The 21,864-nt window shown below is 41.4% G+C and carries 17 protein-coding genes and 2 tRNA genes; 13 read left to right on the plus strand and 6 right to left on the minus strand.

Annotated elements, in window-relative coordinates:
- Positions 1-100: 100 nt before the first annotated feature.
- Together FHG85_RS10225 and FHG85_RS10230 are read right to left on the minus strand one after the other, a co-directional pair.
- Entirely contained in the window at positions 101-2,032 is a 1,932-nt protein-coding gene (locus FHG85_RS10225; protein WP_173075532.1) for a glycosyltransferase family 87 protein, read from the minus strand.
- 110 nt (positions 2,033-2,142) lie between these two features.
- On the minus strand, positions 2,143-3,765 hold the full coding sequence (locus FHG85_RS10230) for a M28 family peptidase (protein ID WP_173075534.1): 1,623 nt from the start codon (positions 3,763-3,765) through the stop codon (positions 2,143-2,145).
- Positions 3,766-3,903: 138 nt separating this feature from the next.
- Here FHG85_RS10230 and FHG85_RS10235 point away from each other — a divergent pair, with 138 nt between their 5' ends.
- Positions 3,904-6,012: a S9 family peptidase gene (locus tag FHG85_RS10235; RefSeq protein ID WP_173075536.1), complete on the plus strand. Its 2,109-nt coding sequence runs from the start codon at positions 3,904-3,906 to the stop codon at positions 6,010-6,012.
- Between the two features lie 50 nt (positions 6,013-6,062).
- On the opposite strand, the gene miaA is transcribed toward FHG85_RS10235, so the two are convergent.
- Positions 6,063-6,986: a tRNA (adenosine(37)-N6)-dimethylallyltransferase MiaA gene (miaA, locus tag FHG85_RS10240; protein WP_173075538.1), complete on the minus strand. Its 924-nt coding sequence runs from the start codon at positions 6,984-6,986 to the stop codon at positions 6,063-6,065.
- A 55-nt stretch (positions 6,987-7,041) separates the two neighbouring features.
- Here miaA and FHG85_RS10245 point away from each other — a divergent pair, with 55 nt between their 5' ends.
- From FHG85_RS10245 to FHG85_RS10280, 8 genes are all read left to right on the plus strand, one after another.
- Positions 7,042-7,299, plus strand: coding sequence for a hypothetical protein (locus FHG85_RS10245; RefSeq protein ID WP_173075539.1), 258 nt, complete (start codon positions 7,042-7,044; stop codon positions 7,297-7,299).
- On the plus strand, positions 7,286-7,741 hold the full coding sequence (gene smpB, locus FHG85_RS10250) for an SsrA-binding protein SmpB (protein ID WP_173075541.1): 456 nt from the start codon (positions 7,286-7,288) through the stop codon (positions 7,739-7,741). Before FHG85_RS10245 ends, smpB begins: the two co-directional genes overlap by 14 nt.
- Positions 7,742-7,848: 107 nt before the next feature.
- The gene (locus FHG85_RS10255; protein ID WP_173075543.1) at positions 7,849-10,644 is read left to right on the plus strand and encodes a tetratricopeptide repeat protein; all 2,796 of its coding nucleotides are present in this window, start codon (positions 7,849-7,851) and stop codon (positions 10,642-10,644) included.
- Positions 10,645-10,679: 35 nt separating this feature from the next.
- Positions 10,680-10,961 (plus strand): ATP-dependent Clp protease adaptor ClpS, encoded by a 282-nt coding sequence (locus FHG85_RS10260; RefSeq protein ID WP_173075545.1) that lies wholly within the window; start codon positions 10,680-10,682, stop codon positions 10,959-10,961.
- Positions 10,962-10,970: 9 nt separating this feature from the next.
- A complete protein-coding gene (locus FHG85_RS10265) occupies positions 10,971-11,435 on the plus strand; it encodes an NfeD family protein (RefSeq protein WP_173075547.1) in 465 nt (154 codons plus the stop codon).
- 3 nt (positions 11,436-11,438) lie between these two features.
- Positions 11,439-12,419 carry a flotillin-like protein FloA gene (gene floA, locus FHG85_RS10270; protein ID WP_173075549.1) on the plus strand — a complete coding sequence of 327 codons (981 nt, stop codon included), beginning with the start codon at positions 11,439-11,441 and terminating at the stop codon, positions 12,417-12,419.
- 131 nt (positions 12,420-12,550) lie between these two features.
- A tRNA-Ser gene (locus tag FHG85_RS10275) sits at positions 12,551-12,639 on the plus strand.
- 16 nt (positions 12,640-12,655) lie between these two features.
- A tRNA-Pro gene (locus tag FHG85_RS10280) sits at positions 12,656-12,729 on the plus strand.
- Between the two features lie 1,008 nt (positions 12,730-13,737).
- Here FHG85_RS10280 and FHG85_RS10285 read toward each other — a convergent pair.
- From FHG85_RS10285 to FHG85_RS10295, 3 genes are all read right to left on the minus strand, one after another.
- Positions 13,738-14,490, minus strand: coding sequence for a TylF/MycF/NovP-related O-methyltransferase (locus tag FHG85_RS10285; RefSeq protein ID WP_173075551.1), 753 nt, complete (start codon positions 14,488-14,490; stop codon positions 13,738-13,740).
- A 283-nt stretch (positions 14,491-14,773) separates the two neighbouring features.
- Complete coding sequence (locus FHG85_RS10290; protein WP_173075553.1) at positions 14,774-14,968, minus strand: CDGSH iron-sulfur domain-containing protein; 195 nt, start codon at positions 14,966-14,968, stop codon at positions 14,774-14,776.
- 3 nt (positions 14,969-14,971) lie between these two features.
- Positions 14,972-15,454, minus strand: a complete 483-nt coding sequence (locus FHG85_RS10295) for a (4Fe-4S)-binding protein (RefSeq protein ID WP_173075555.1) — start codon at positions 15,452-15,454, stop codon at positions 14,972-14,974.
- A 176-nt stretch (positions 15,455-15,630) separates the two neighbouring features.
- Between FHG85_RS10295 and FHG85_RS10300 the strand changes: the two genes are divergently transcribed.
- From FHG85_RS10300 to FHG85_RS10315, 4 genes are all read left to right on the plus strand, one after another.
- Positions 15,631-17,823, plus strand: coding sequence for a glutamine synthetase III family protein (locus FHG85_RS10300; protein ID WP_173075557.1), 2,193 nt, complete (start codon positions 15,631-15,633; stop codon positions 17,821-17,823).
- A gap of 155 nt (positions 17,824-17,978) precedes the next feature.
- A complete protein-coding gene (gene porE / locus FHG85_RS10305) occupies positions 17,979-19,961 on the plus strand; it encodes a PorE family type IX secretion system protein (protein ID WP_173075559.1) in 1,983 nt (660 codons plus the stop codon).
- A gap of 269 nt (positions 19,962-20,230) precedes the next feature.
- A complete protein-coding gene (locus FHG85_RS10310) occupies positions 20,231-20,593 on the plus strand; it encodes a DUF6150 family protein (protein WP_173075562.1) in 363 nt (120 codons plus the stop codon).
- Between the two features lie 68 nt (positions 20,594-20,661).
- Positions 20,662-21,831, plus strand: coding sequence for an AIR synthase related protein (locus FHG85_RS10315; RefSeq protein WP_173075564.1), 1,170 nt, complete (start codon positions 20,662-20,664; stop codon positions 21,829-21,831).
- The last annotated feature ends 33 nt before the right edge of the window (positions 21,832-21,864 follow it).

Here is a 21,864-nt window from a genome sequence, read left to right on the forward strand (position 1 = left end):
GATACCAATTATACTAAGTCATTGCTGTAATAGCTATCGGGTGTGATATTAGGATCCCTGCTATAAGTAATCATGGGTTAATACACTATTACCAGTTGTTTTACTTTACAGCCACCTCAACCCTATAATCATCAATAAGGAACTCTCCCTTGCGCTTATTCCAGAATCCTGTTTTAACCGTAACGTTTTGCGAAATATCAACATTGTGTATCACAACATAAAACGAAATATCGTTCCATTCATCTGGATTTGATTCGTTTGGAGCTCCTATCTCAAAAAGTTCACGCGACGAACTACCATCGGCATCTACCTCAACAAAATATCTTAAGTTCTCGTCGGATGTTTTTCTGAACTGACGGAATGAAACTTTAAGTTCCAGAGGTGTTGATGGTAAAGGGGTGTCAAGGGTGTCAGAAATCACCAAAAAGTTCTTTTTGATTTTGGGAATACGATAGTAGGCCGATTGATTTATTTCGGAGGTCGCAATCCTCTCTACATCATTTGGTTTTTCATTATCGAAATCGTAATGGATAATTGTGGTAAATCGTTTACCTATGCCATTAAACCTGTTGATATTATGTTCTGCAACCGAAGGGTTCGGAGTTACCTTTTTAAATATGGCCACAAAGAAAGGTTTACCAAAAACTCTGACCGGGGTTGCTGAATTGAAAACCTCCATCAGTTCTAGTTCCTGTGAATGAAGTAGAGAATCGAATGAGATATCGTTAATCTCACAAGAAGCAGCGTCAACCACCAGTAAGTCTCCATCGTTTAGCATTCCCAATTGACGATGCGACTCTACTTTAAAGTTCTTTTCGCCTCCAGGATTTTTCTCTAAAAAGTAAAAAATTGCCGGATCGGTGTAAAATATCTTATTATCACCTAAGCCATTTTCTTTGATATAATTGGCAGCATCGGACAGGGCCCAGTCGGTTGACGAAAGCGAAATGGGATAGTTCTGAATGGCAAAGGGGATATGAATGATTGATACAAAACCTAAAACAATTGCACCAATGCGAATAAAGTTTCTTTTGGAGATAATGAAAAACATTTTTGCAAAAAGATATAGTCCGCGAGTTGCCATAACCGCCATGAATGGAACAATTGCAGCCATGTAACGCGATGCACCTTGGGAGTTGAACATGCCTAGCCACCAACCTACCGACTGAGCTAGAAAGTAAACCACAAACGGCAGAACAACAAGAACAAACTCTTTTGAATACTCCTTCCGTTCACGGAAATAAAGCCAAAGACCAGCCACCAAGCCGGTAACAAAGAAAATCTCATTAGGTATTCCAAAGTAGCCCGGACTACGAACAACAAACTGGCTCAGGCTGCCACTTCCATAAATATGCTTACTCCAAACCGTAACACCATCGAAAAGCCAGAAGAAGCCCTTGCCCGCAATTGCGCCAATTACACTGTAAACAAGCAATCCGGTTAGCATCAAGGGTATAAACTTAGCCTTACGCCAGCGTAACATATAAACTGCAAATACCGGGAGAAGGATTAAACCATCGAGACGGATTAATGGCAAAAACGATAAAAGAATGGCTCCCTCAAGAAATCTATTTTTAAGTAGTAAAAAGGTGGAAAGTATTGCAACAAATGCAAACATTATTTCTGTTGTTCCACCATAAAAACTCATCATAAAAATGGGAGTGAAACTACATATCACAAGAGCCAAAAGTGGGCTCTTCATATTCAGCTCTTCTGCAACTCTATATGCAAAATATCCAGCAAGTATTCCCAATATCACATTTAGCAGCTGAAGCGATTTAAAGCCTAGCAATGCAAATGGTGCAGCAATTAAAGTGAAAAAAGGATTAGCCCAGCTGTTTAAGAAATTCTCGGGGTTGGTAAAAGCCCACCTGGCATAAAGGTAGTGTGTTGCCGAGAACGAACCACCAGAAAAACCTGGACTTAAAACCAAAAAAGTTAAATTAACAGCTAAAATAGCACCAACTAAAAGGTACATTAAGCGTTTTTCGCTAATCGAGTTTGCCGATTTAATGAAATTATCAAGGTTCATGATAAAATAGTTAAGTTGCTATTGTTTAAAATCTTGCCATGCAATTAGCAATGATATCAAAACATGATATCACCTCGTAAAAATAACACTAATATTGATACCTATAATATCTACCTAAAAAACTCTGATTTTTTACTAAACTCAGGCTTAAAGTCAGTACCAGCAATAGCATCGCCAACCTCATAAAACAGGATAACATCATCTACTAAACCATCGAGATTATCCTTTTCGGGATTGAACTCATCGCATGGTTTGTGGTAGGTGTTTTGCCAGTAGCTATTTATCCGCTCAAGCGTTTTCTCCTTTCCTAAATCTGATTGATGGGTATACCCTTTAGCAAACATCGAGGGGACTCCTGCTTTAAGGAAAGGGAGTTGGTCGGAACGATAAAACATGCCATTCTCGGGATTTGGGTCGAGATCAATATATCGGTTATGCCTTTTTGCCACCACCTCCAGCAGGCTATCCAGGTTTGAGTGACCATAGCCAGTAACAGTTACATCTTTGAAATGGCCAATAAATAGGACCACATCGTAGTTAAAGCAGGCAAGGGCGTTTGAGATATCGAACGGGCAATTTTTGGTGAAATATTCAGAACCAAACAGGCCCGACTCCTCAGCAGTTGGTGCAAGAAAAACAACGGAACGCTTGGGCTTAATCGCAGAATTTTGATAGAGTTCGGCAATTGACAGCATCCACGCCACAGCAGCAGCGTTGTCGGAAGCGCCATTATAGATGGAATCGCCATTAACTGGCTTGCCAACTCCCAAATGATCCCAGTGAGCAGTGTAAACAATGAATTCATCGGGATTCTCTGTGCCTTTAATGTATCCTGCAACATTTTTTGATAGCGACCGCTCAACCTTATTCCTTATTTTTAGGTTTAGGCTTGCATTTAGGGCTAAGGGCTTAAACTCCTTAGTTATTGCTCTCTGTTTTATCTCGTCGTAATTAAGGCCAACCTCATCAAACAGCTTACGAGCAGCACTTAGCGTGATCCATCCATTTAGCTTGCATGTAGGATTCTCCAGCTCTTTGCTATCGAGATATAGGATTGGGGAATTGCTTTTACTACCTGCCACAGCCCAAGGATAACCAGCAGGCCCATCCTCATGCACAATGACACAACCTAAAGCACCCTGACGCTCAGCCTCTTCGAACTTATAACGCCAGCGCCCATAATAGGTCATGGCGTAACCTGTAAACATCGATGAATCTTTCAGGTAGTATCCTGGGTCGTTAACCAAAACAACAACAATCTTACCTTTAACATCTAAATCGGCATAATCGTTCCAACCATACTCGGGAGCATTTATCCCAAAACCGGCAAAGACCAAAGGTGAATTTGTAATAGCTACCTCTTTTTTAACTGTTGGACTCCAAAGGCATATATCATCGTCAACCTTAAGAGAAAAATTACTTCCATTTACTTTAAAATCAATTGATGATGGCAGCTCCGATGTTATTGAAACCATTGGTACATCCTGAAAGTATGAGCTATCGAACACTGGGTTAAGCCCAATCTCTTTCATTCTTCCAGCAATATATGAGGTTGCCCTCTCCTCTCCAATGGTAAAAGGGGCCCGGCCAAGCATGCTATCGGCTGAAATCGTTAAAATATCGCCTTCTAAATTTTTATAGATTTTCTGGGTATCGTACTTGTTCCCTGATTCGTGACTGCAAGCCAGCAAGATAAAGAACAAGAGAGCTAAATAGATATTTATCCTTTTCATTTTAGGTTTTATGTTTAGTTTACAAAAGAGGTTACCATCCATAATTTTGCTAATATAAGCAGATACTTACTAAAATCATAGTTTTCTATTTTTCGAAACATTAACTTTACAATCTGAAATCACCTAACCATTAGAGCTATGAGAATAAGAACTAATCCAATTTATTTTATTGCAATGGCAATAATAGCACTAGGTTCGGGATGCTCAAAAAGCGATGAGAAATCCAAAGAACCATTAAAGATTGACACCTCTTTAACGCAAGAAGAGAAGGAAAAGGGTTTGCTAACTCCCGAGATCATGTGGAAGTTTGGCCGTATTGGCAACGCAACTATTTCGCCCGATGGCAAAATGCTTGCCTATACAACCACCTACTTCAACCTAAAAGAGGATAGAGGGGTAACCAACCTTTACGTAATTTCAACCGATGGAGGCGAGCCCGTTAAACTTACCGATGAACAGGGATCGGAATCGAACATTCAGTGGAGTGCCGATGGCAAAACCATTCGTTTCCTCTCATCCAGAAGTGGTAGCAACCAAATTTGGGAGGTAAAAACTGACGGCACTGGCCTTAAACAGCTCACCAATTTCGAGTTCGATATTAACGGCTTTAACTTTTCACCAGATGGCAGCAAGCTGATTTATGTCAAAGAGGTTAAAATGGTTGATCAAGCCGAAGATATTCATCCCGACATGCCCAAGGCAAAGGTTCGCATTATCAACGACCTAATGTACCGCCACTGGGACACCTGGGAGGATGGCAAATTCAACCACCTATTTGTAGCCGATTTTACAGCAAACGGTGTTGAGAACGCAATTGATATAAACGAAGGCGAAAAATGGGATACTCCTATGGCAACTGGATACGACATTGAAGAGGTGCAATGGAGCCCCGATGGCAAAAAAATTGTTTACGCATCAAAGAAGTTTTACGGCAAGGAATATGCCATGAGCACCAATTCCGATATCTACCTATATGATTTAGAAACAAAGGAGACCATAAACCTTACGGAAGACAATAAGGGTTACGATCGTTATCCGCGTTTTTCCCCTGATGGCATGTATATCAGCTGGTTGAGCATGGAAACTCCTCTCTACGAATCGGACCAAAAACGATTATTTATTCTGAACACTTCAACAAACGAAAAGAGGTATCTAACAAAGGGTTTCGACCAGAATGTTGAGTACTACGTTTGGGACAACGAGAGCCGCAACATCTATTTTACCAGCGGAATAAAAGCCACTGAACAGATTTATAAGATTGATGTTGAGACTGCGGAGATAAAGCAGCTAACAACTGGCGTACACGATTACACAACATGTCAGTTTGCCAATGGCGTTCTAACAGCCAGCCGCATGAGCATGAGCATGGCCACAGAGCTATTTCGCATTGATGAGAATACAGGCGAAGCCACTCAGCTAACCTACACCAACAAACATATTTACGATAATATCAAGATGGGTGAAGTACGTGAGCGCTGGGTAACCACCACCGATGGCAAAAAGATGCTTGTTTGGGTTATTCTTCCTCCCGACTTTGATTCGACAAAAAAATATCCCGCCCTACTCTACTGCCAAGGTGGGCCACAAAGTGCTGTTAGCCAGTTCTGGAGCTACCGTTGGAACTTCCAAATCATGGCAGCTAATGGCTATGTAGTTGTTGCGCCTAATCGCCGCGGTTTACCTTCGTTTGGGCAAGAGTGGAATCGTCAAATTTCTGGCGATTACAGCGGCCAAAATATAAAGGACTACTTAAGCGCAATTGACGATGTAAAGAAAGAACCATGGGTTAACGAAGATAAGTTAGGTTGTGTAGGTGCTAGCTATGGCGGCTACTCAGTCTTCTATCTTGCAGGTCATCACCAAAAACGCTTTAAAGCGTTTATTGCACACTGTGGCATGTATAACCTCGAAGCATTCTACCCACAAACCGAGGAGCTCTTCTTCCCCACCTTCGACCTTGGTGGCGCCCCATGGGAAACCGACAATAAGGTTGCTCAACGCAGCTATGCAAACTCACCACATAAGTTCGTTAAGAATTGGGACACACCAATAATGATCATTGTAGGTGAACACGATTACAGAATTCCGTACACACAAAGCCTCGAGGCCTTTGGGGCAGCACAAATATTAGGTATTCCAAGCAAGTTGCTATTCTTCCCTAACGAAACACACTTTGTTTCAAAACCACAAGATGCAGTTGTTTGGCAACGTGAATTCTTTGGTTGGTTAGACAAGTGGCTTAAATAGCACTAACACAAACAATGAAGAAAGGGAGTGGAATAGTTTCACTCCCTTTTTTATGAATTTATCCTATCAAAAATTATTGACATTTTCTCCTCCAGGCTAAGCTCTCCAGGAATCCAATTAATGGTAAAACCTTTTCGTTCCATACCCCGGAACCAGGTCATTTGTCGTTTGGCAAACTGTCGAATGGCAATGTAGAGCTTTTCAAACATTTCGTCATAGGAATATTTCCCTAAAAGGTATTCGGTAATATACTTATACTCAAGTCCGTAATATATCAAATCGTCGGCATTTAGGCCAGAATCTAACAGGGCTTTCACCTCGTCTATCATTCCAGACTCTAACCTTTGAGCAAGACGCTCACGAATTCGCTTCATTTCGGTGGCACGCTGATATTTAACACCAAAAACAATACTATTGATTTCAGGAAAAGGGTTTGGATCAACAGGTTGACGTTTGTAATACTCCTCAATCTCTATGGCCCGAATAGTTCTTTTGCGAGTATCTAAATCGGTTGTGTTATGTAATTTTTTGTATGACGAAAGAATTTTGGCTAGCTCCTCATCTGTTTTAGACTCCAGCTCACGCCTCAGTTCAGGATTTTCAGGTACAGGTAGTAATTTGTAACCACGTAGCACGGAATCAACGTAAAGTCCACTCCCTCCACAAAGAATGGGCAATCGATTACGTGATTTTATGTCGTTGTAAGCATCAATAAAATGCTGCTGATACTCGAACACGTTAAACTTATATCCAGCATCAACAATGTCGATGAGGTGGTAAGGAATTTCTTGACCATCAACTACATAGTCATCAAGATCTTTCCCTGTTCCAATTGTCATTCCGCGATAAACCTGTCGAGAGTCAGCGCTTATTATCTCACCGTTTAGCCTTGCTGCAAGATGAGCCGCAAGCTGGGTTTTACCACTTGCAGTTGGTCCTACTATGGCTATCAAATCATATTTATTCTTACTCATTAAAAATAGCTTTGGCATGTAAAATTAGCTAAATTTGCACTCTAATTGGTAATTCATGGTAAAGTTACGTCACCCTGCAAAGAGCAATAGGCTTAACGAGCTGAACAGAATTGTTTGGTTTGGCTTACTATTGCTTATTTCTGGGACGGCAACTATAATTGTATCAACAAATTTTTTCAACGAATCAATACTAACAACCAAAAATATACTTCCCATATCAATTCTTTTAATTTTACTAGTATTTTACATTTACATCCTGATAAAATTTATTAGGAATTTCAAAAACAAAGCGAATAACAATGAGCTCGAATAATAAAATAGTTATAAAGAACAAAAAGGCGACCTTTCAGTACGAGATTCTGGAAACCTACACGGCAGGAATCGTGTTAAAAGGAACTGAAATCAAGTCGATACGTATGGGAAAGGCCAGTTTTGTAGACTCGTACTGCCATTTTATTGGCGATGAGCTATGGATAAAAGGCCTTCATATAGCGGAGTACGCCTGGGGAACATACAATAATCACGACCCAAAACAGGAGCGTAAGCTACTACTCACCCGAAAAGAGCTTGAAAAGCTAAAACGCCGATCACAGGAGAAAGGGTTAACCATTATCGCCCTTAAACTTTTTATTAATCAAAGAGGGTTAGCAAAAGTGGACATTGCACTTGCACGAGGGAAGCAGCTGCACGATAAACGCGAAGACCTTAAGCACAAAGATGCCCGGCGCGAAATGGACCGGGCAATGAAGCGATAATTTCCTTTCATTGCCAAAAAAGCAATAAACTCTACCTAGTAAAGTTTGCCAACTTGTTTATTTACACTATTTTTGAGTGTTTTGAAACTTTACAACGTTTTGTATTTATGAAGGGACTGAAACTTGTAGCCATTTATCTTTTTATTATTTTCGGGACTATTCTATCGTGGGGGCAAACCGACAGCATTAGCACACCACAGAACAACCCTTTAAGGGTAAAAGCCGATTCATTGTTCAAAGCCCATAATTACCCCAAAGCCATACCGTTATACCAAGAGCTACTAAAACAATTCCCACGCGACGCAGAAATTAAATATCAACTCGGGAAGTGCTACCTTTTTGGGACTCGCAACATGATTCCTGCCGTACAATATCTTAAAGAAGCCTCCTTAGCTGAAATTGAAACCAAAGTATATTACTACCTTGCCGAAGCATTAAGGTATAGCTACCAGTTTGAAGATGCCATTGATTACTATCGTCGTTATGTTGTTAGTGGTGGATCACCCGACATGAATCTGGACGAGATTGAGAGACTTGTAACCTTATGTGAAAATGGAAGTTTTCTTACAAAATACATTTACGCACCCACCGTTTATGACAATGAAATATCATCAACCCAAAACTTTTTAAACTACTACATTCCTCTTCTTGAAAGAGGAAGTTTTGTTCCAATACCTGAAAATCTCCGTACATCAACCGATAAGCAGAGGGGGTACAGAGCCAAAATGTTTTATCCCAAAGAGATCAAACCAGGCGATTACATATACTACTCAAGCTATGGTAAGTCAACCTCGTGGGGAACTGACATCTTTCGAATCCAACTACTTGAAAACGGGAAGTGGAGTAAGCCAGAGAACTTGGGCGACGTAATCAACTCATCGCTCGATGAGGAGTATCCTTTTATAATGCCCGATGGCCTCACCCTTTACTTTGCCTCAAAGGGTCATTACGGGATGGGCGGCTACGATATATACAAATCGATATACAACCCCGAAAGCAAGCAATGGAGCACACCTGAAAATCTAGGATTCCCGATCAACTCTCCCTTCGACGACTTTTTATTTATCACTACTGCTAACGACACGCTTGCCTGTTTTACCTCAAACCGAAATCATATTTCTGACACATTAAGTGTAATACTTTTAAAAAACGAACCCAACCCAACAAGGCGAACTCCAAAAGAGTATACTGAACTTATACAAATATCGAAGTTAAAACCTAATGTTGAAAGAGTTGAAAAACAAACGACACCTAAAAAGGGAAAGGACAAACCGCAAAACCAACAAAAACCAACCATTCGCCACAAACCTGCTAGTTTCAACTCCGTTGAGAACGACCCAGAATATTCACGGGCGTTAGCAAAAGGATTTGCCGCACAAAAGTTAGCCGACTCCCTTAAAATAAAACTTGAAGAGCTGCGTTCGCGTTTCGATTATGTAACCACTGCAGAGCAACGTATCAGGCTTGAAAAAAAGGTAACTAAAGTTGAAGACGATATGCTTGCTGCCCAAAAAGAGGCCGACTTACAGTTTGCCCTCGCAAGCAAGATTGAACAGGAATACCTCACAGGCAAACGAAAACCTAACAATAAAAATAATGTTTCATTTGTAGCCGACAATCCCGATTTTATCTATCAAGCACAATTCGCATCTACAGTATTCCGCTCCGACGAAATTAAAAAACTAGCAGATGCCGAAAAGCTAAGATCTGCCATTAAAAAACTGCGTGAACAAGCTATTGATAAAAGGAATAATTACAACAAATGCCTCGTAGTAAACAACGGGAACAACACTGCATGCAATGCAATCTATCAGCAATACATATTAACGGCAAAAAGATACTCATCGTTATTTGAGAAATACTTTAGCAAAAAGTATAAGATCTACTCCGATTGTATTGAAGTTGCAAGAATTAAAAGCGGCAATACCGATAGCGAAGTTCGCGCCATTATTCGAAAAGCCCAAAACAATTTCAGGACGGCAGATGCCATCATAAACAACATATCTGCCGAAGGGAAAAGCGAAAGCATATTTGAAGCATCTCTTCTACGAGACCTAGGTCTCTTCCAGCTTGATTTAGCCTATGCAAAAATTTGGCGATTAAAGCTAATGGAGCAAAAGATGTTGAGTAATGTTTTAAAACTTGAAAACGAAATCTTCGGGCATACATCGTACAACCCCGTGGTAACAAAAGAAAACAATAAGGAAGAAAACATCGAAACCCCAACAAGCCCAAACACACCTCAACTAACAAAAGAGGAAAAACAAGTACTTATAACTCCCATCATATCAATCATTGATGAAGTTCCAGCCGATTTTGGAATAACAGATAAAAAAGTTTATACCGATGAAAATCCCATTCCCATTAATCAACCACTACCCAATGGCATAATATATCGAATTCAAATTGGTGCATTTAGCAAGCCACAAAACCCAACATTCTTTAAGGGTATGGTTCCAGTATTTGGCATACAAACTGGAAAGATAATCAGATATTACATTGGGAATTTAACAAGATATAAAGATGCAGAAAACGCTCTTTCACAGATCAAACAGAAAGGTTTTAAAGATGCTTTTATTGTTGCATGGTACAATGGAACACGGGTCACTACCCAACGTGCACAGCAACTCGAAGGGAAAACTTTCAGCACCAATATAAAAAACGACGAAAACCGACTATATATTGTAGAAGTGGGCAGATACGAAAAGCCGCTCTCCCAAAACGAAATCAATACCATAAGAAATTTGTCGCAGGGGAAAGAACTTTCTCGAAAAACAGACACCAACGGACATCTGATTTACTTCATAGGTAACTTTGACAATATCGAAGAGGCAACAAGGGTTAAAGATAATTTAATTGCAAGTGGTCTATTAAAAGCAGTTGTTGTTGACATAACCCAATAAAATTATTACCTTAGCATGAATTAAAGTTTAGCGTTATGGCTGTAAAAGAAAAGGAGCAGAAAAAGGACAAAACTCTTTCGTCGATAGGGAAAGAGTATGTGCTTATCCTACACAACGACGACGTAAACACCTTTGACTTTGTAATAGATACACTTGTTGACGTTTGCAATCACAATCCGCATCAGGCTGAACAATGTACACTTATTACACACTTCAAGGGCAAATGCGATATTAAGCATGGCTCTTTTGATGAGCTTGAAAGCATGATGCAAGAATTACTAAGACGTGGTCTAAGCGCAACTTTATCATCTAACTAACCACTAATTATGTTTTGGATAATAACACTCATTCTTCTAGGATTATTTTTACTAATTGTTGAATTCCTATTAATTCCAGGCGTCACAGTAGCTGGTATAGGAGGAATGTTGGTAATTGTGTATGCAGTTTACTCTGCATATGTCGATCATGGTACAACTACAGGACACATAACTCTAATTTTTACTGCTATTGCATCGATAATTACTATTGCTTTTTCACTTCGAGCAAAAACATGGCGCAGGGTCTCGCTAGATACTAACGTTGATTCAAAAGTTATTGAAGATTACGATAAAGAAGTAAAACCTGGTGATGAGGGGTTAACCATAAGCCGTTTAGCACCTGCAGGTAAGGCATCCATAAATGGAAATGTTTATGAGGTATGGGCTCAAGGTGAGCTAGTTGACCCTAAAACTCCTATAACCGTTATAAAAGTTGACACTAATAAAATAATTGTTAAACCTAAACAACTATAAACTATGGAAGGAATTGGCGCACTACTTGTTATCATAGCCATTAGCATTGTCGGTCTATGGATAATTTTTTACTTTGTTCCCGTTGGATTGTGGTTCCAAGCCCTAGTGTCGGGTGTCAGGATATCGCTTGTACAGCTTATCTTTATGCGCTGGCGTAAAGTGCCGCCCCGAATAATTGTACAGGCCATGATTGAAGGGACTAAAGCAGGGCTCACACTAAACCGAAATGAGCTTGAGGCTCATTTCCTTGCAGGAGGTAGGGTTTCGAAGGTGGTTCACGCATTGGTATCGGCCCAAAAGGCAAATATCCCCCTCGATTTCAAAATGGCTACTGCAATTGACCTTGCTGGTCGAGATGTTCTGGAAGCTGTACAGATGTCGGTTAACCCTAAGGTAATTAACACTCCTCCAGTAACTGCCGTTGCAAAGGATGGTATCCAGCTCATTACTAAGGCTCGTGTAACCGTAAGGGCAAACATCAAGCAGCTGGTTGGTGGCGCCGGTGAGGAAACTGTTCTTGCTAGGGTTGGTGAAGGTATCGTTACTGGTATTGGTTCATCGCTAAGCCACAAGGAGGTTCTGGAAAACCCTGATAAAATATCAAAAACAGTTCTCGACAAAGGACTTGATGCTGGAACTGCATTTGAAATTCTATCAATTGACATTGCTGATATCGACATAGGACGTAACATCGGGGCTGTTCTTCAAATGGACCAAGCTAATGCCGATAAGAATATTGCACAAGCTAAAGCAGAGGAACGTAGGGCCATGGCCGTTGCACTTGAGCAAGAGATGAAAGCTAAAGCACAGGAGGCTCGCGCCAAAGTTATTGAGGCCGAAGCCGAAATCCCCAAAGCCATTGCCGAAGCTTTCCGAAGTGGCAACCTAGGAATTATGGATTACTACCGCATAAAAAACATCGAAGCCGATACAAATATGCGCGATAACATTGCCAAATCAAGCGATGATAACAAAAAGAAATAACTTTATCGTACTGAATATCAAAAGAGAGGGAATTCCCCTCTCTTTTTTTTCAATAAATATTTTGTACATATTATAGGATTTTATACTTTTGCGATGCTTTAGACGAAAGCATGGCTTAGTTAACAAAGCCCGGAGAGGTGGGTGAGTGGCTTAAACCAACGGTTTGCTAAACCGTCGTACTCCGCAAGGGGTACCGGGGGTTCGAATCCCCCCCTCTCCGCCGTGAAAAACATAATCGGGGTGTGGCGCAGTTGGTTAGCGCACCTGCTTTGGGAGCAGGGGGTCGTGCGTTCGAGTCGCACCACCCCGACTCGAAGGGAGGCTTTAAAGGCCTCCCTTTTTTTTTACACTACCCTCACAAGTTGGTAGCGCATCCCGACCGGGTCGGGAGGGGCGGGCGTTCGAGTCGCAACACCCCGACTCGAAGGGAGGCTTTAAAGGCCTCCCTTTTTTTTTACACTACCCTCACAGACTGGTAGCGCATCCCGACTGGAGTCGGGAGGGTCGTGCGTTCGAGTCGCACCACCCCGACTCGAAGGGAGGCTTTAAAGGCCTCCCTTTTTTTTTACACTACCCTCACAAGTTGGTAGCGCATCCCGACCGGGTCGGGAGGGGCGGGCGTTCGAGTCGCACCACCCCGACTCGAAGGGAGGCTTTAAAGGCCTCCCTTTTTTTTTACACTACCCTCACAGACTGGTAGCGCATCCCGACTGGAGTCGGGAGGGGCGGGCGTTCGAGTCGCAACACCCCGACTCGAAGGGAGGCTTTAAAGGCCTCCCTTTTTTTTTTACACTACCCTCACAGACTGGTAGCGCATCCCGACTGGAGTCGGGAGGGTCGTGCGTTCGAGTCGCACCACCCCGACTCGAAGGGAGGCTTTAAAGGCCTCCCTTTTTTTTTACACTACCCTCACAAGTTGGTAGCGCATCCCGACCGGGTCGGGAGGGGCGGGCGTTCGAGTCGCAACACCCCGACTCGAAGGGAGGCTTTAAAGGCCTCCCTTTTTTTTTACACTACCCTCACAGACTGGTAGCGCATCCCGACTGGAGTCGGGAGGGGCGGGCGTTCGAGTCGCACCACCCCGACTCGAAGGAAGGCTTTAAAGGCCTCCCTTTTTTTTTACACTACCCTCACAGACTGGTAGCGCATCCCGACTGGAGTCGGGAGGGGCGGGCGTTCGAATTTGAGCAATGCATATTTTTCCCAATTTCACGATTATTCATTGTTTTTGCCAGCATAGTATTTCACTGTCAAAGCCATTAGGGTACCAGCCAAAAAGCAGGAAGACACGAAGTTCTGAATAGCTGAGAATTTGCGACTACTCAATTTTTATTGCAATTCTTCCTGAATAATCTATTCTGTTGAAGAGAATGGGTTTATTAGAAAAATATTCGTCTACCGCTTTTTTTGACCCAGCCCAGTGTCCATAATCATCAACAATTAAAACGCCATTTTTAGCTAGTAATGGAAACAAATGGATTAATTCATGCTTGGTAGACTCATACCAATCAGTATCTAACCTCAATATGGCAATTTTAGAAGGCATTGTGTTGGGAATGGTTTCCTCAACTTTCCCTTTAACAAAAACAATATTATTACTGGGGTATTTTGTTAAAGCCATATTTTTTTTTACTACAGATAACGAAGCATAGCACAATGAATTATAGTTCTCTTTTTGATTCTTCTTCCATTTGTCAAAAGCACGAATGTTTTTATCGGATACTCTATAATCGTTTTCTGTTGGCCGGGGCATTCCCTGAAAGGTATCATAAAGATATATTTTTCGATCAACGACATTTAGGTCAAGAAGAGTATAAGTAATCAGCATTGCGCTCCCTCCTCTCCAAACACCACATTCAACAAAATCTCCCGGGATATTGGCTTTAATGATATACTCTACCGCTTTATACAAAGCATACATTCTATCTTCAGGAGTCATCGTGAATTTTTTACATCTTTCATATATTCTTTTGAACCTTTCGTCTTTATCTCTAACATTGGATACTTTTGCAATTTGATAACCAAAGATATTTGCTAATTTTTGAATATTTCTTTTGACACTGTGTAGCATAGTTAACAATTTAAATCTATACGATTTACATATTGCAAGTATTAAAAGGTAAATCCCTGTTTTTACCTAACATTTGGGTATTTAAATATTCTAGCCCCCTAATTTACTGGACAAATTTTTGATATATTATTTACTTTCCTAAAAATTTTTGAAAGTTCACTTCTTACAAAACGGTACAAAGTTCTTCAATAGTCATGATGATTTATTGAATAACCGCACATAACGTTCGTATATCACCAATTATTATGTTCCTGCCAATTTGGAATAATAACACCAATTCATTTCACCCCTTTTTATGGCTACCATCGCAAAAAGGCTTGTTTTTTGACTTTCCACAGGCGCAAAGATAAACCTCGTTAGTACCCTCGGGTACTAAATTTTCGCCTTCTAGGTTTGTGACAAAAAACTTTCCTTCAACCTTTATTGGCCCTTCCTTTGTCAGCTGCAGTTTAGCAGATATTTTTTTGGGCTGTTCCATAATCTATTCCTTATCGGTAAAACCTTTTTTAAAATGGGTTCCATCGCAAAATGGTTGGCCATTGGAATGGCCGCACCTGCAAATAGAAACCATTTTCATCGATTTAATCTCCTTGCCTTCGGAATCGAGTATCTGAAAATCGCCCGAAACGAGCAAAGGCCCATTGGGCATCACCTGTATTTTTACAGGCTTAACATCAAATGCCTCAATCTCCTCTGGCGTAAATTCTCTAACACACTTATGCGACTTTTCCTGCCTATTCTTCTCGGGGTCGTTCCACATGAAAGTCAGAGCATTTGTGGGGCACTCATTAACTATTTCGATTATCCTTTCGGTAGATGCACCGTTCATATTTACCCATGGTCGCTTTCGCGGGTTGAACACCGAAAGTAGTTTGGTATAGCAAATCGAGGCATGGACACACTCCCCTGGCCTCCAAAATACAGTAATGTCGTCGTTTGAGTATTTCCTATTATCGTTTTCCATATCTTCAAATTTAACTCATCTAACACTAAAATACAATTTTTTGTTCAACACCCTCCTTTTAAACATTAATTTAAACATATTTTTATTTTTTCATTCCCTACCCCCTTTTTTTAATAGGGGGGGGGTAGTTTTTTTGATTTTTTTCATATATTTGCCCCATATAAAACCATACCGCTATGCCAAAATTACGATTTAGAGCCTTTACCGAGGCAACAAACAGGGAGCCTGTTAAAATTGATGAGATAAAAAACGGTTCCCTTTCCAGCGTTTTTGGAGTAAATGTTTTCGACAGGGCAAAAATGAAGCTCTACCTATCGGAGGAAGCATACGAAAGTTTGATCTCGTCAATCGACGAGGGCAAAAAGATCGACCGAAAGATTGCTGGTCATGTGGCATCGGCCATGAAAGCATGGGCCATGGAGCGCGGGGCAACGCACTACACCCACTGGTTTCATCCCCTAAACGGTTCAACTGCCGAAAAGCACGATGCCTTCCTCTCGTTGGACGCAAACGGAAAACCCCTTGAAACCTTTAAAGGGGACATGCTTGTACAGCAAGAGCCCGATGCCTCGAGTTTCCCCAGCGGCGGCATAAGAAACACTTTTGAAGCTCGCGGTTATACCGCCTGGGATCCCACTTCGCCTGCATTCATACTTGATGGAACACTTTGTATCCCAACCGTTTTCGTATCTTATACCGGCGAGGCGCTCGATTTCAAAACCCCTCTTCTTAAATCGTTAGCATTCCTAGATAAGGCTGCACTCTCTGTTTTAGAATACTTCGACAAGGATGCCCGCAAGGTTTACGCAACGCTTGGCTGGGAACAGGAATATTTCCTTATCGACGAATCGCTTTACGATGCTAGACCCGATTTGGCCCTATGCGGCAGAACCCTTATGGGACACGCTGCTGCTAAGGATCAGCAACTAGAAGACCACTATTTTGGTTCGATACCTGCTAGAGTTTCTGCCTATATGAAAGAATTTGAGATAGAAGCACTTAAGTTAGGCATTCCAATTAAAACTCGGCATAACGAGGTAGCCCCCAACCAGTTTGAATGTGCACCTATCTTTGAGGAGGCTAACCTGGCAGTTGACCACAACCAGCTGATCATGTCGCTCATGGATAGGATAGCTCGAAAACATAAGTTCCGAGTACTCTTTCACGAAAAACCATTTAAAGGCATTAATGGTTCAGGGAAACATAACAACTGGTCGATGATGACCGATACTGGTGTAAACCTACTCTCACCTGGCAAAACACCAAAGAACAATCTTCAGTTCCTAACCTTTCTTATCAATACGCTAAAAGCGGTTCACGACCACTCAGCGCTATTAATGGGCAGCATCGCCTCTGAATCAAATTCACACCGACTGGGAGCACACGAAGCCCCACCAGCAATCATGTCGGTTTTCCTTGGCAAAACACTTTCTAATGTATTAAATGAGCTGGAAGAGAGGGTTACTGACCAAAAGATGACCCCAGACGAAAAAACCGAGCTAAAGCTCGAAATCATTGGCAAAATCCCCGAAATACTTCTTGACAACACCGACAGAAATCGCACATCGCCCTTTGCCTTCACGGGAAACAGGTTCGAATTCCGTGCCGTAGGCTCCTCGGGTAGTTGCGCCTCCCCCATGATTGTTCTAAATACGGCTGTTGCACAACAGTTAACCAGGTTTAGGGAGGATGTTGAGAAAATAATTGCTAAAGGCATCAAAAAGGACGAGGCAATCCTGCAATGCCTTAGGAAGGTTATTGTTGAATCTAAAAAAATTCGATTTGAGGGCAATGGCTATAGCAAGGAATGGATAGATGAAGCCGCTAAACGTGGATTGCCAAACATTAGTAATCCACTCGAAGCTTTCAAAACCTTTCTTTGGGACTCCTCATCTAAGCTCCTTACGGGTAACGGAATCCTAACAAAAAGGGAGCTTGAAGCACGTTACGAAATCCGAAACGAGATATTCGTAAAGAAGGTACAAATTGAGGCCAGAGTTCTTGGCGATTTGGCAATTAATCACATTATACCCACAGCCATTGGATATCAAAACACTTTGATTAGCAACGTAAAAGGACTGAAAGAACTTTTCCCTGAGAACTGGGAGGAGCTGGCCGACCATCAATATAGCTTAATCAAAGAGATCTCAGATCACATCCATTCAATTAGCCATCTGGTAAACGAGATGATTGAAAACCGCAAACAGGCAAATCAAATTGAAAACATCGTTCAAAAGGCTAATGCTTACAACGAAAAGGTAAAACCATACATTGAAGAAATACGCTACCATATTGATAAACTTGAAATGATAGTTGATGATGAGATGTGGCCACTGCCAAAATACCGCGAGATGCTGTTTATTCGATAATTGAAAATCGATCCACATTAAACGGCTTAACCATCTGGATTAAGCCGTTTTTTTTTGTAGAAAATACAACAATGTGCATTGAGATAATTTGCAATTACTTATATTTACAATAATTTTGTGATTACTAAACACATTTGGTTAACAACACAAGGAAGATGAAGCGACTACTTATATTAACGTCAGGCATTTTATTCCTTTTAGCTGGAACAATAAGCGCCCAACCAACAAAAAAACTAAAAAGGGCAAATGCGCTATACGAAGCTGGCGGCTATAGCGAAGCCATCAAACTTTATCGTGACGATATAGATAAGATAAGTGACAAAAAGGAGCTATCGCTATACCTTTACAAGGTAGGGAACTGCTTTAGGATGATTGGAGAACCACGTAAGGCTGAACTCTGGTATGAGAAAGCCATAAGGAGAGAATGCCCTAACCCAAAGGTGTATTTCTACTATGCCGAAATGCTTAAAATGAACGAGAAGTACGACCTGGCCATTGAACAATACCAAAAATATAAGGTACTTGTCCCAAACGATCCTCTAGCTGATGTTGGAATTAAATCCTGTGAGCTAGCAAAACAATGGGTTGCCACCCCTTCGGGCTATGAAATAACCAATATGAGGCCATTAAATGGCAAGTATAGCGACTTTAGCCCAGCATATGCATCTTCTGACTATAAAATCCTATACTTTACAAGTTCTCGCGAAGGGAGCACTGGTAAAAAGATAAGCGCAGTAACTGGCGAGTACTTTTCCGACATCTACATTGCAGAACTCGACAACAAGGGTGTATGGAGCAAACCAAAGCCTTTAGAAGAACCCATTAACTCCGAGTTCGACGATGGCACACCATCACTAACACCTGATGGCAACAACATGTTTTTCACACGCTGCAAGGTGAGCAAGCGCAACAAATTGGGCTGTCAAATTTTAGCTGCAAAAAACAGCGATCAGGGATGGCTCACGCCTAAAGCTATCGATTTAGCCCCTGATAGTATGATTGTTGCCCATCCTGCCATATCGGCGGATGGAACTGAGCTTTACTTTGTTAGCAATATCGAAGGAGGCAATGGAGGGCTTGATATTTGGAAGATAACCCGCGAAGAGGGTTCTGAGCAATGGAGCGCACCCATTCATCTTGGCCCAGAAATCAACACACCTGGAAACGAAATGTTCCCTTATATTCATCCCGACGGAACATTGTACTTCGCTTCAGATGGTCATCCTGGAATGGGTGGACTCGACATCTTCAAAGCAAAAAAAGGCGAAGATGGTCGCTGGGTGGTAGAAAACATGCGATATCCAATTAACTCACCAGCCGATGATTTCGGAATTATCTTTGAGAAAGATCGTGAGGCCGGATATTTCTCTTCTCGCAGAACAGGATCTCGTGGTGGCGACGACATATACATGTTCTACCTCCCGCCAATCAACTTCAATATGATTGGTGCTGTTGTTGACGACAAAACCCAAACTCCAATTGCTAATGCTACAGTTAAGCTAATAGGTAGCGATGGGACCGTGGCAACCATGCAGACAAAAGACGATGGAGCCTTTAAATTCACTCTTATCCCAAACACCGACTATGTAGTAATTGCTTCCAAAAAGGGATACCTCAACAATAAGGCTAAAGAATCAACCAAAGGGCTAACCAGCAGCAAAGACTTTGATGTTTCAATACCATTAACCTCGACTGCTAAGCCAATTGAGATTCCAAATATCTTCTACGATTACGATAAATGGGAACTACGTCCTGAATCGAAAGCAGCACTTGACAACCTGGTTCAAATACTCAACGACAACCCCAACATCACCATTGAGCTAGCATCGCACACCGATAGCCGTGGTTCACTCGACTACAACTACGAGCTCTCGCAAAAACGTGCACAAGCTGTGGTTAACTACCTAATTGAAAATGGCATTGCTCCCGAAAGGCTAAAAGCCAAAGGTTATGCGCAAACACAACCTAAAGTAGTTGATGAGCGAATGGCTGCTCAATACACATTCCTAACCGTAGGTACTAAACTTGATAAGAACTTTATTGATTCGCTCACAGACGAAGAACAAAAGGAAATTGTTCACCAAATAAACCGTCGAACCGAATTCAGAGTGCTTAGAGACGACTTTACTGCAAACTAGTACAGCAAACATTAAGATATAAAAGCCGTAACATATTGTTGCGGCTTTTTTTAATAATTTAGCTAATCAGATAAAAACATCAGTTAGATTTCTCAAGTAAATAAATAAACATCACATCATCTTTATCATATTCAACTGGATACTTCGAATATTTGGAATAAATTTTGCAAGCTACACTATCGGATTGTTATACATTTTATTAGTTTTGTTATTCGATATTTTCAAAATGTAACCTTTGACAAGGTTATTGAGTAAAAGGTTAATAATTTATGAATCAAGTTATCACCAAAATACTATTTTCATTTATAGCAATACTCGGCTTCTCACTCAACTCATCTGCACAAAAGTTCTATGAGGTTGAAGAGGTGAAAGATGCCGAAGTAAAATTCTATTTTGTCGATAATCCTGATGAAGCAGAACTCTGGTTCAGCATAATTTATGAGCCCGAAAAAATTACTAAGCCTGGAATAATGATGGAGGTTGAGACCCCCAAAGAGGCTGACATTAAGCTTATTTTTGTGGATGATCCAAAAGATGCAGACATAAAGGTTTGGCTTGTAGACACTCCCGAAGAGGTTAAATGGATTAACGAGTCAAAAAAGAAATTACTTTCAGTTGGCGGTTTAAAGTGATTTAAAGCAGCAAAATCAAGTTGGCGGGAATGTAAATATGGGTTAACTTTGTATGCAAAACTAAACCCATGAATTCCACATCGCGATACGATCAAAGGGGAGTTTCTGCCTCAAAGGATGATGTACATAACGCAATCAAGAACCTAGACAAAGGTCTTTTCCCAAAAGCATTCTGCAAAGTTGTTCCCGACTATTTAACCAGCGACCCCGACTACTGCGTGGTTATGCATGCCGATGGTGCTGGAACAAAATCGTCGCTTGCTTATATATACTGGCGTGAAACTGGCGACATGTCTGTTTGGAAAGGCATAGCCCAAGACGCTATAGTAATGAACACCGACGACTTGCTTTGTGTAGGTGTAACCGATAACATTTTGCTCTCATCAACCATTGGAAGGAATAAAAACCTAATTCCTGGCGAAGTAATATCTGCCATCATTGAAGGAACCGAGGAATTTTGCGATACCATGCGAAGCATGGGCGTCAACATAATTCTAACTGGTGGAGAAACTGCCGATGTAGGCGATTTGGTACGAACCGTTATTGTTGACTCAACTGTTACTGCCCGAATCAAACGTAAGCAGGTGATTTCAAACTCAAACATTCAAGATGGCGATGTGATAATAGGATTAGCTTCGTATGGTCAGGCTAAATATGAGAAGGAATACAATGGAGGAATGGGAAGCAATGGGCTAACGTCGGCTCGGCATGATGTTTTTGCCAGCTACCTGGCCGAAAAATACCCCGAGAGCTTCGACCCCCAGGTACCTGCCGATTTGGTGTATAGCGGGAACCTAAGACTTGATGAGGTTGTTGAAGATACTGGTCTAACAGCAGGTAAACTAGTGCTCTCCCCCACCCGAACATACGCACCTGTAATAAAAGAGGTACTCGACAACTACAGACCTGTGATTCATGGCATGGTCCACTGTTCTGGTGGTGCGCAAACCAAGGTGATGAACTTTGTGAACAACCTACATGTTGTAAAAGACAATTTGCTACCCGTACCCCCTCTCTTTAAAATCATTCAGGAGCAATCGGGAACCCCCTGGCAGGAAATGTACAAGGTTTTCAACATGGGACATAGATTCGAGATTTATGTTTACCCAGAATATGCCGACGACATAATCGCCATTGCAAAAGAATTTAATATTGATGCCCAAATTATTGGTTATTGCTCAGAATCAACCACGAACAAGTTAACCATCAAATCACCTTACGGAGTGTTCCACTACTAGCTTTAAACAGATTTTTTTTGATTACCTTTGTGC

Source organism: Tenuifilum thalassicum (assembly GCF_013265555.1).
Classification (GTDB): domain Bacteria; phylum Bacteroidota; class Bacteroidia; order Bacteroidales; family Tenuifilaceae; genus Tenuifilum; species Tenuifilum thalassicum.

What these genes read in the sequence shown, in the direction of transcription:
- smpB (WP_173075541.1), top strand. Translation starts at nt 7,286, where the DNA reads ATGAGCTCGAATAATAAAATAGTTATAAAGAACAAAAAGGCGACCTTT.
- FHG85_RS10245 (WP_173075539.1), top strand. Translation starts at nt 7,042, where the DNA reads ATGGTAAAGTTACGTCACCCTGCAAAGAGCAATAGGCTTAACGAGCTG.
- FHG85_RS10310 (WP_173075562.1), top strand. Translation starts at nt 20,231, where the DNA reads ATGAATCAAGTTATCACCAAAATACTATTTTCATTTATAGCAATACTC.
- FHG85_RS10235 (WP_173075536.1), top strand. Translation starts at nt 3,904, where the DNA reads ATGAGAATAAGAACTAATCCAATTTATTTTATTGCAATGGCAATAATA.
- FHG85_RS10230 (WP_173075534.1), bottom strand. Translation starts at nt 3,765, where the DNA reads ATGAAAAGGATAAATATCTATTTAGCTCTCTTGTTCTTTATCTTGCTG.
- FHG85_RS10260 (WP_173075545.1), top strand. Translation starts at nt 10,680, where the DNA reads ATGGCTGTAAAAGAAAAGGAGCAGAAAAAGGACAAAACTCTTTCGTCG.
- FHG85_RS10290 (WP_173075553.1), bottom strand. Translation starts at nt 14,968, where the DNA reads ATGGAACAGCCCAAAAAAATATCTGCTAAACTGCAGCTGACAAAGGAA.
- porE (WP_173075559.1), top strand. Translation starts at nt 17,979, where the DNA reads ATGAAGCGACTACTTATATTAACGTCAGGCATTTTATTCCTTTTAGCT.
- floA (WP_173075549.1), top strand. Translation starts at nt 11,439, where the DNA reads ATGGAAGGAATTGGCGCACTACTTGTTATCATAGCCATTAGCATTGTC.
- FHG85_RS10265 (WP_173075547.1), top strand. Translation starts at nt 10,971, where the DNA reads ATGTTTTGGATAATAACACTCATTCTTCTAGGATTATTTTTACTAATT.
- miaA (WP_173075538.1), bottom strand. Translation starts at nt 6,986, where the DNA reads ATGAGTAAGAATAAATATGATTTGATAGCCATAGTAGGACCAACTGCA.
- FHG85_RS10300 (WP_173075557.1), top strand. Translation starts at nt 15,631, where the DNA reads ATGCCAAAATTACGATTTAGAGCCTTTACCGAGGCAACAAACAGGGAG.
- FHG85_RS10315 (WP_173075564.1), top strand. Translation starts at nt 20,662, where the DNA reads ATGAATTCCACATCGCGATACGATCAAAGGGGAGTTTCTGCCTCAAAG.
- FHG85_RS10285 (WP_173075551.1), bottom strand. Translation starts at nt 14,490, where the DNA reads ATGCTACACAGTGTCAAAAGAAATATTCAAAAATTAGCAAATATCTTT.
- FHG85_RS10255 (WP_173075543.1), top strand. Translation starts at nt 7,849, where the DNA reads ATGAAGGGACTGAAACTTGTAGCCATTTATCTTTTTATTATTTTCGGG.
- FHG85_RS10225 (WP_173075532.1), bottom strand. Translation starts at nt 2,032, where the DNA reads ATGAACCTTGATAATTTCATTAAATCGGCAAACTCGATTAGCGAAAAA.
- FHG85_RS10295 (WP_173075555.1), bottom strand. Translation starts at nt 15,454, where the DNA reads ATGGAAAACGATAATAGGAAATACTCAAACGACGACATTACTGTATTT.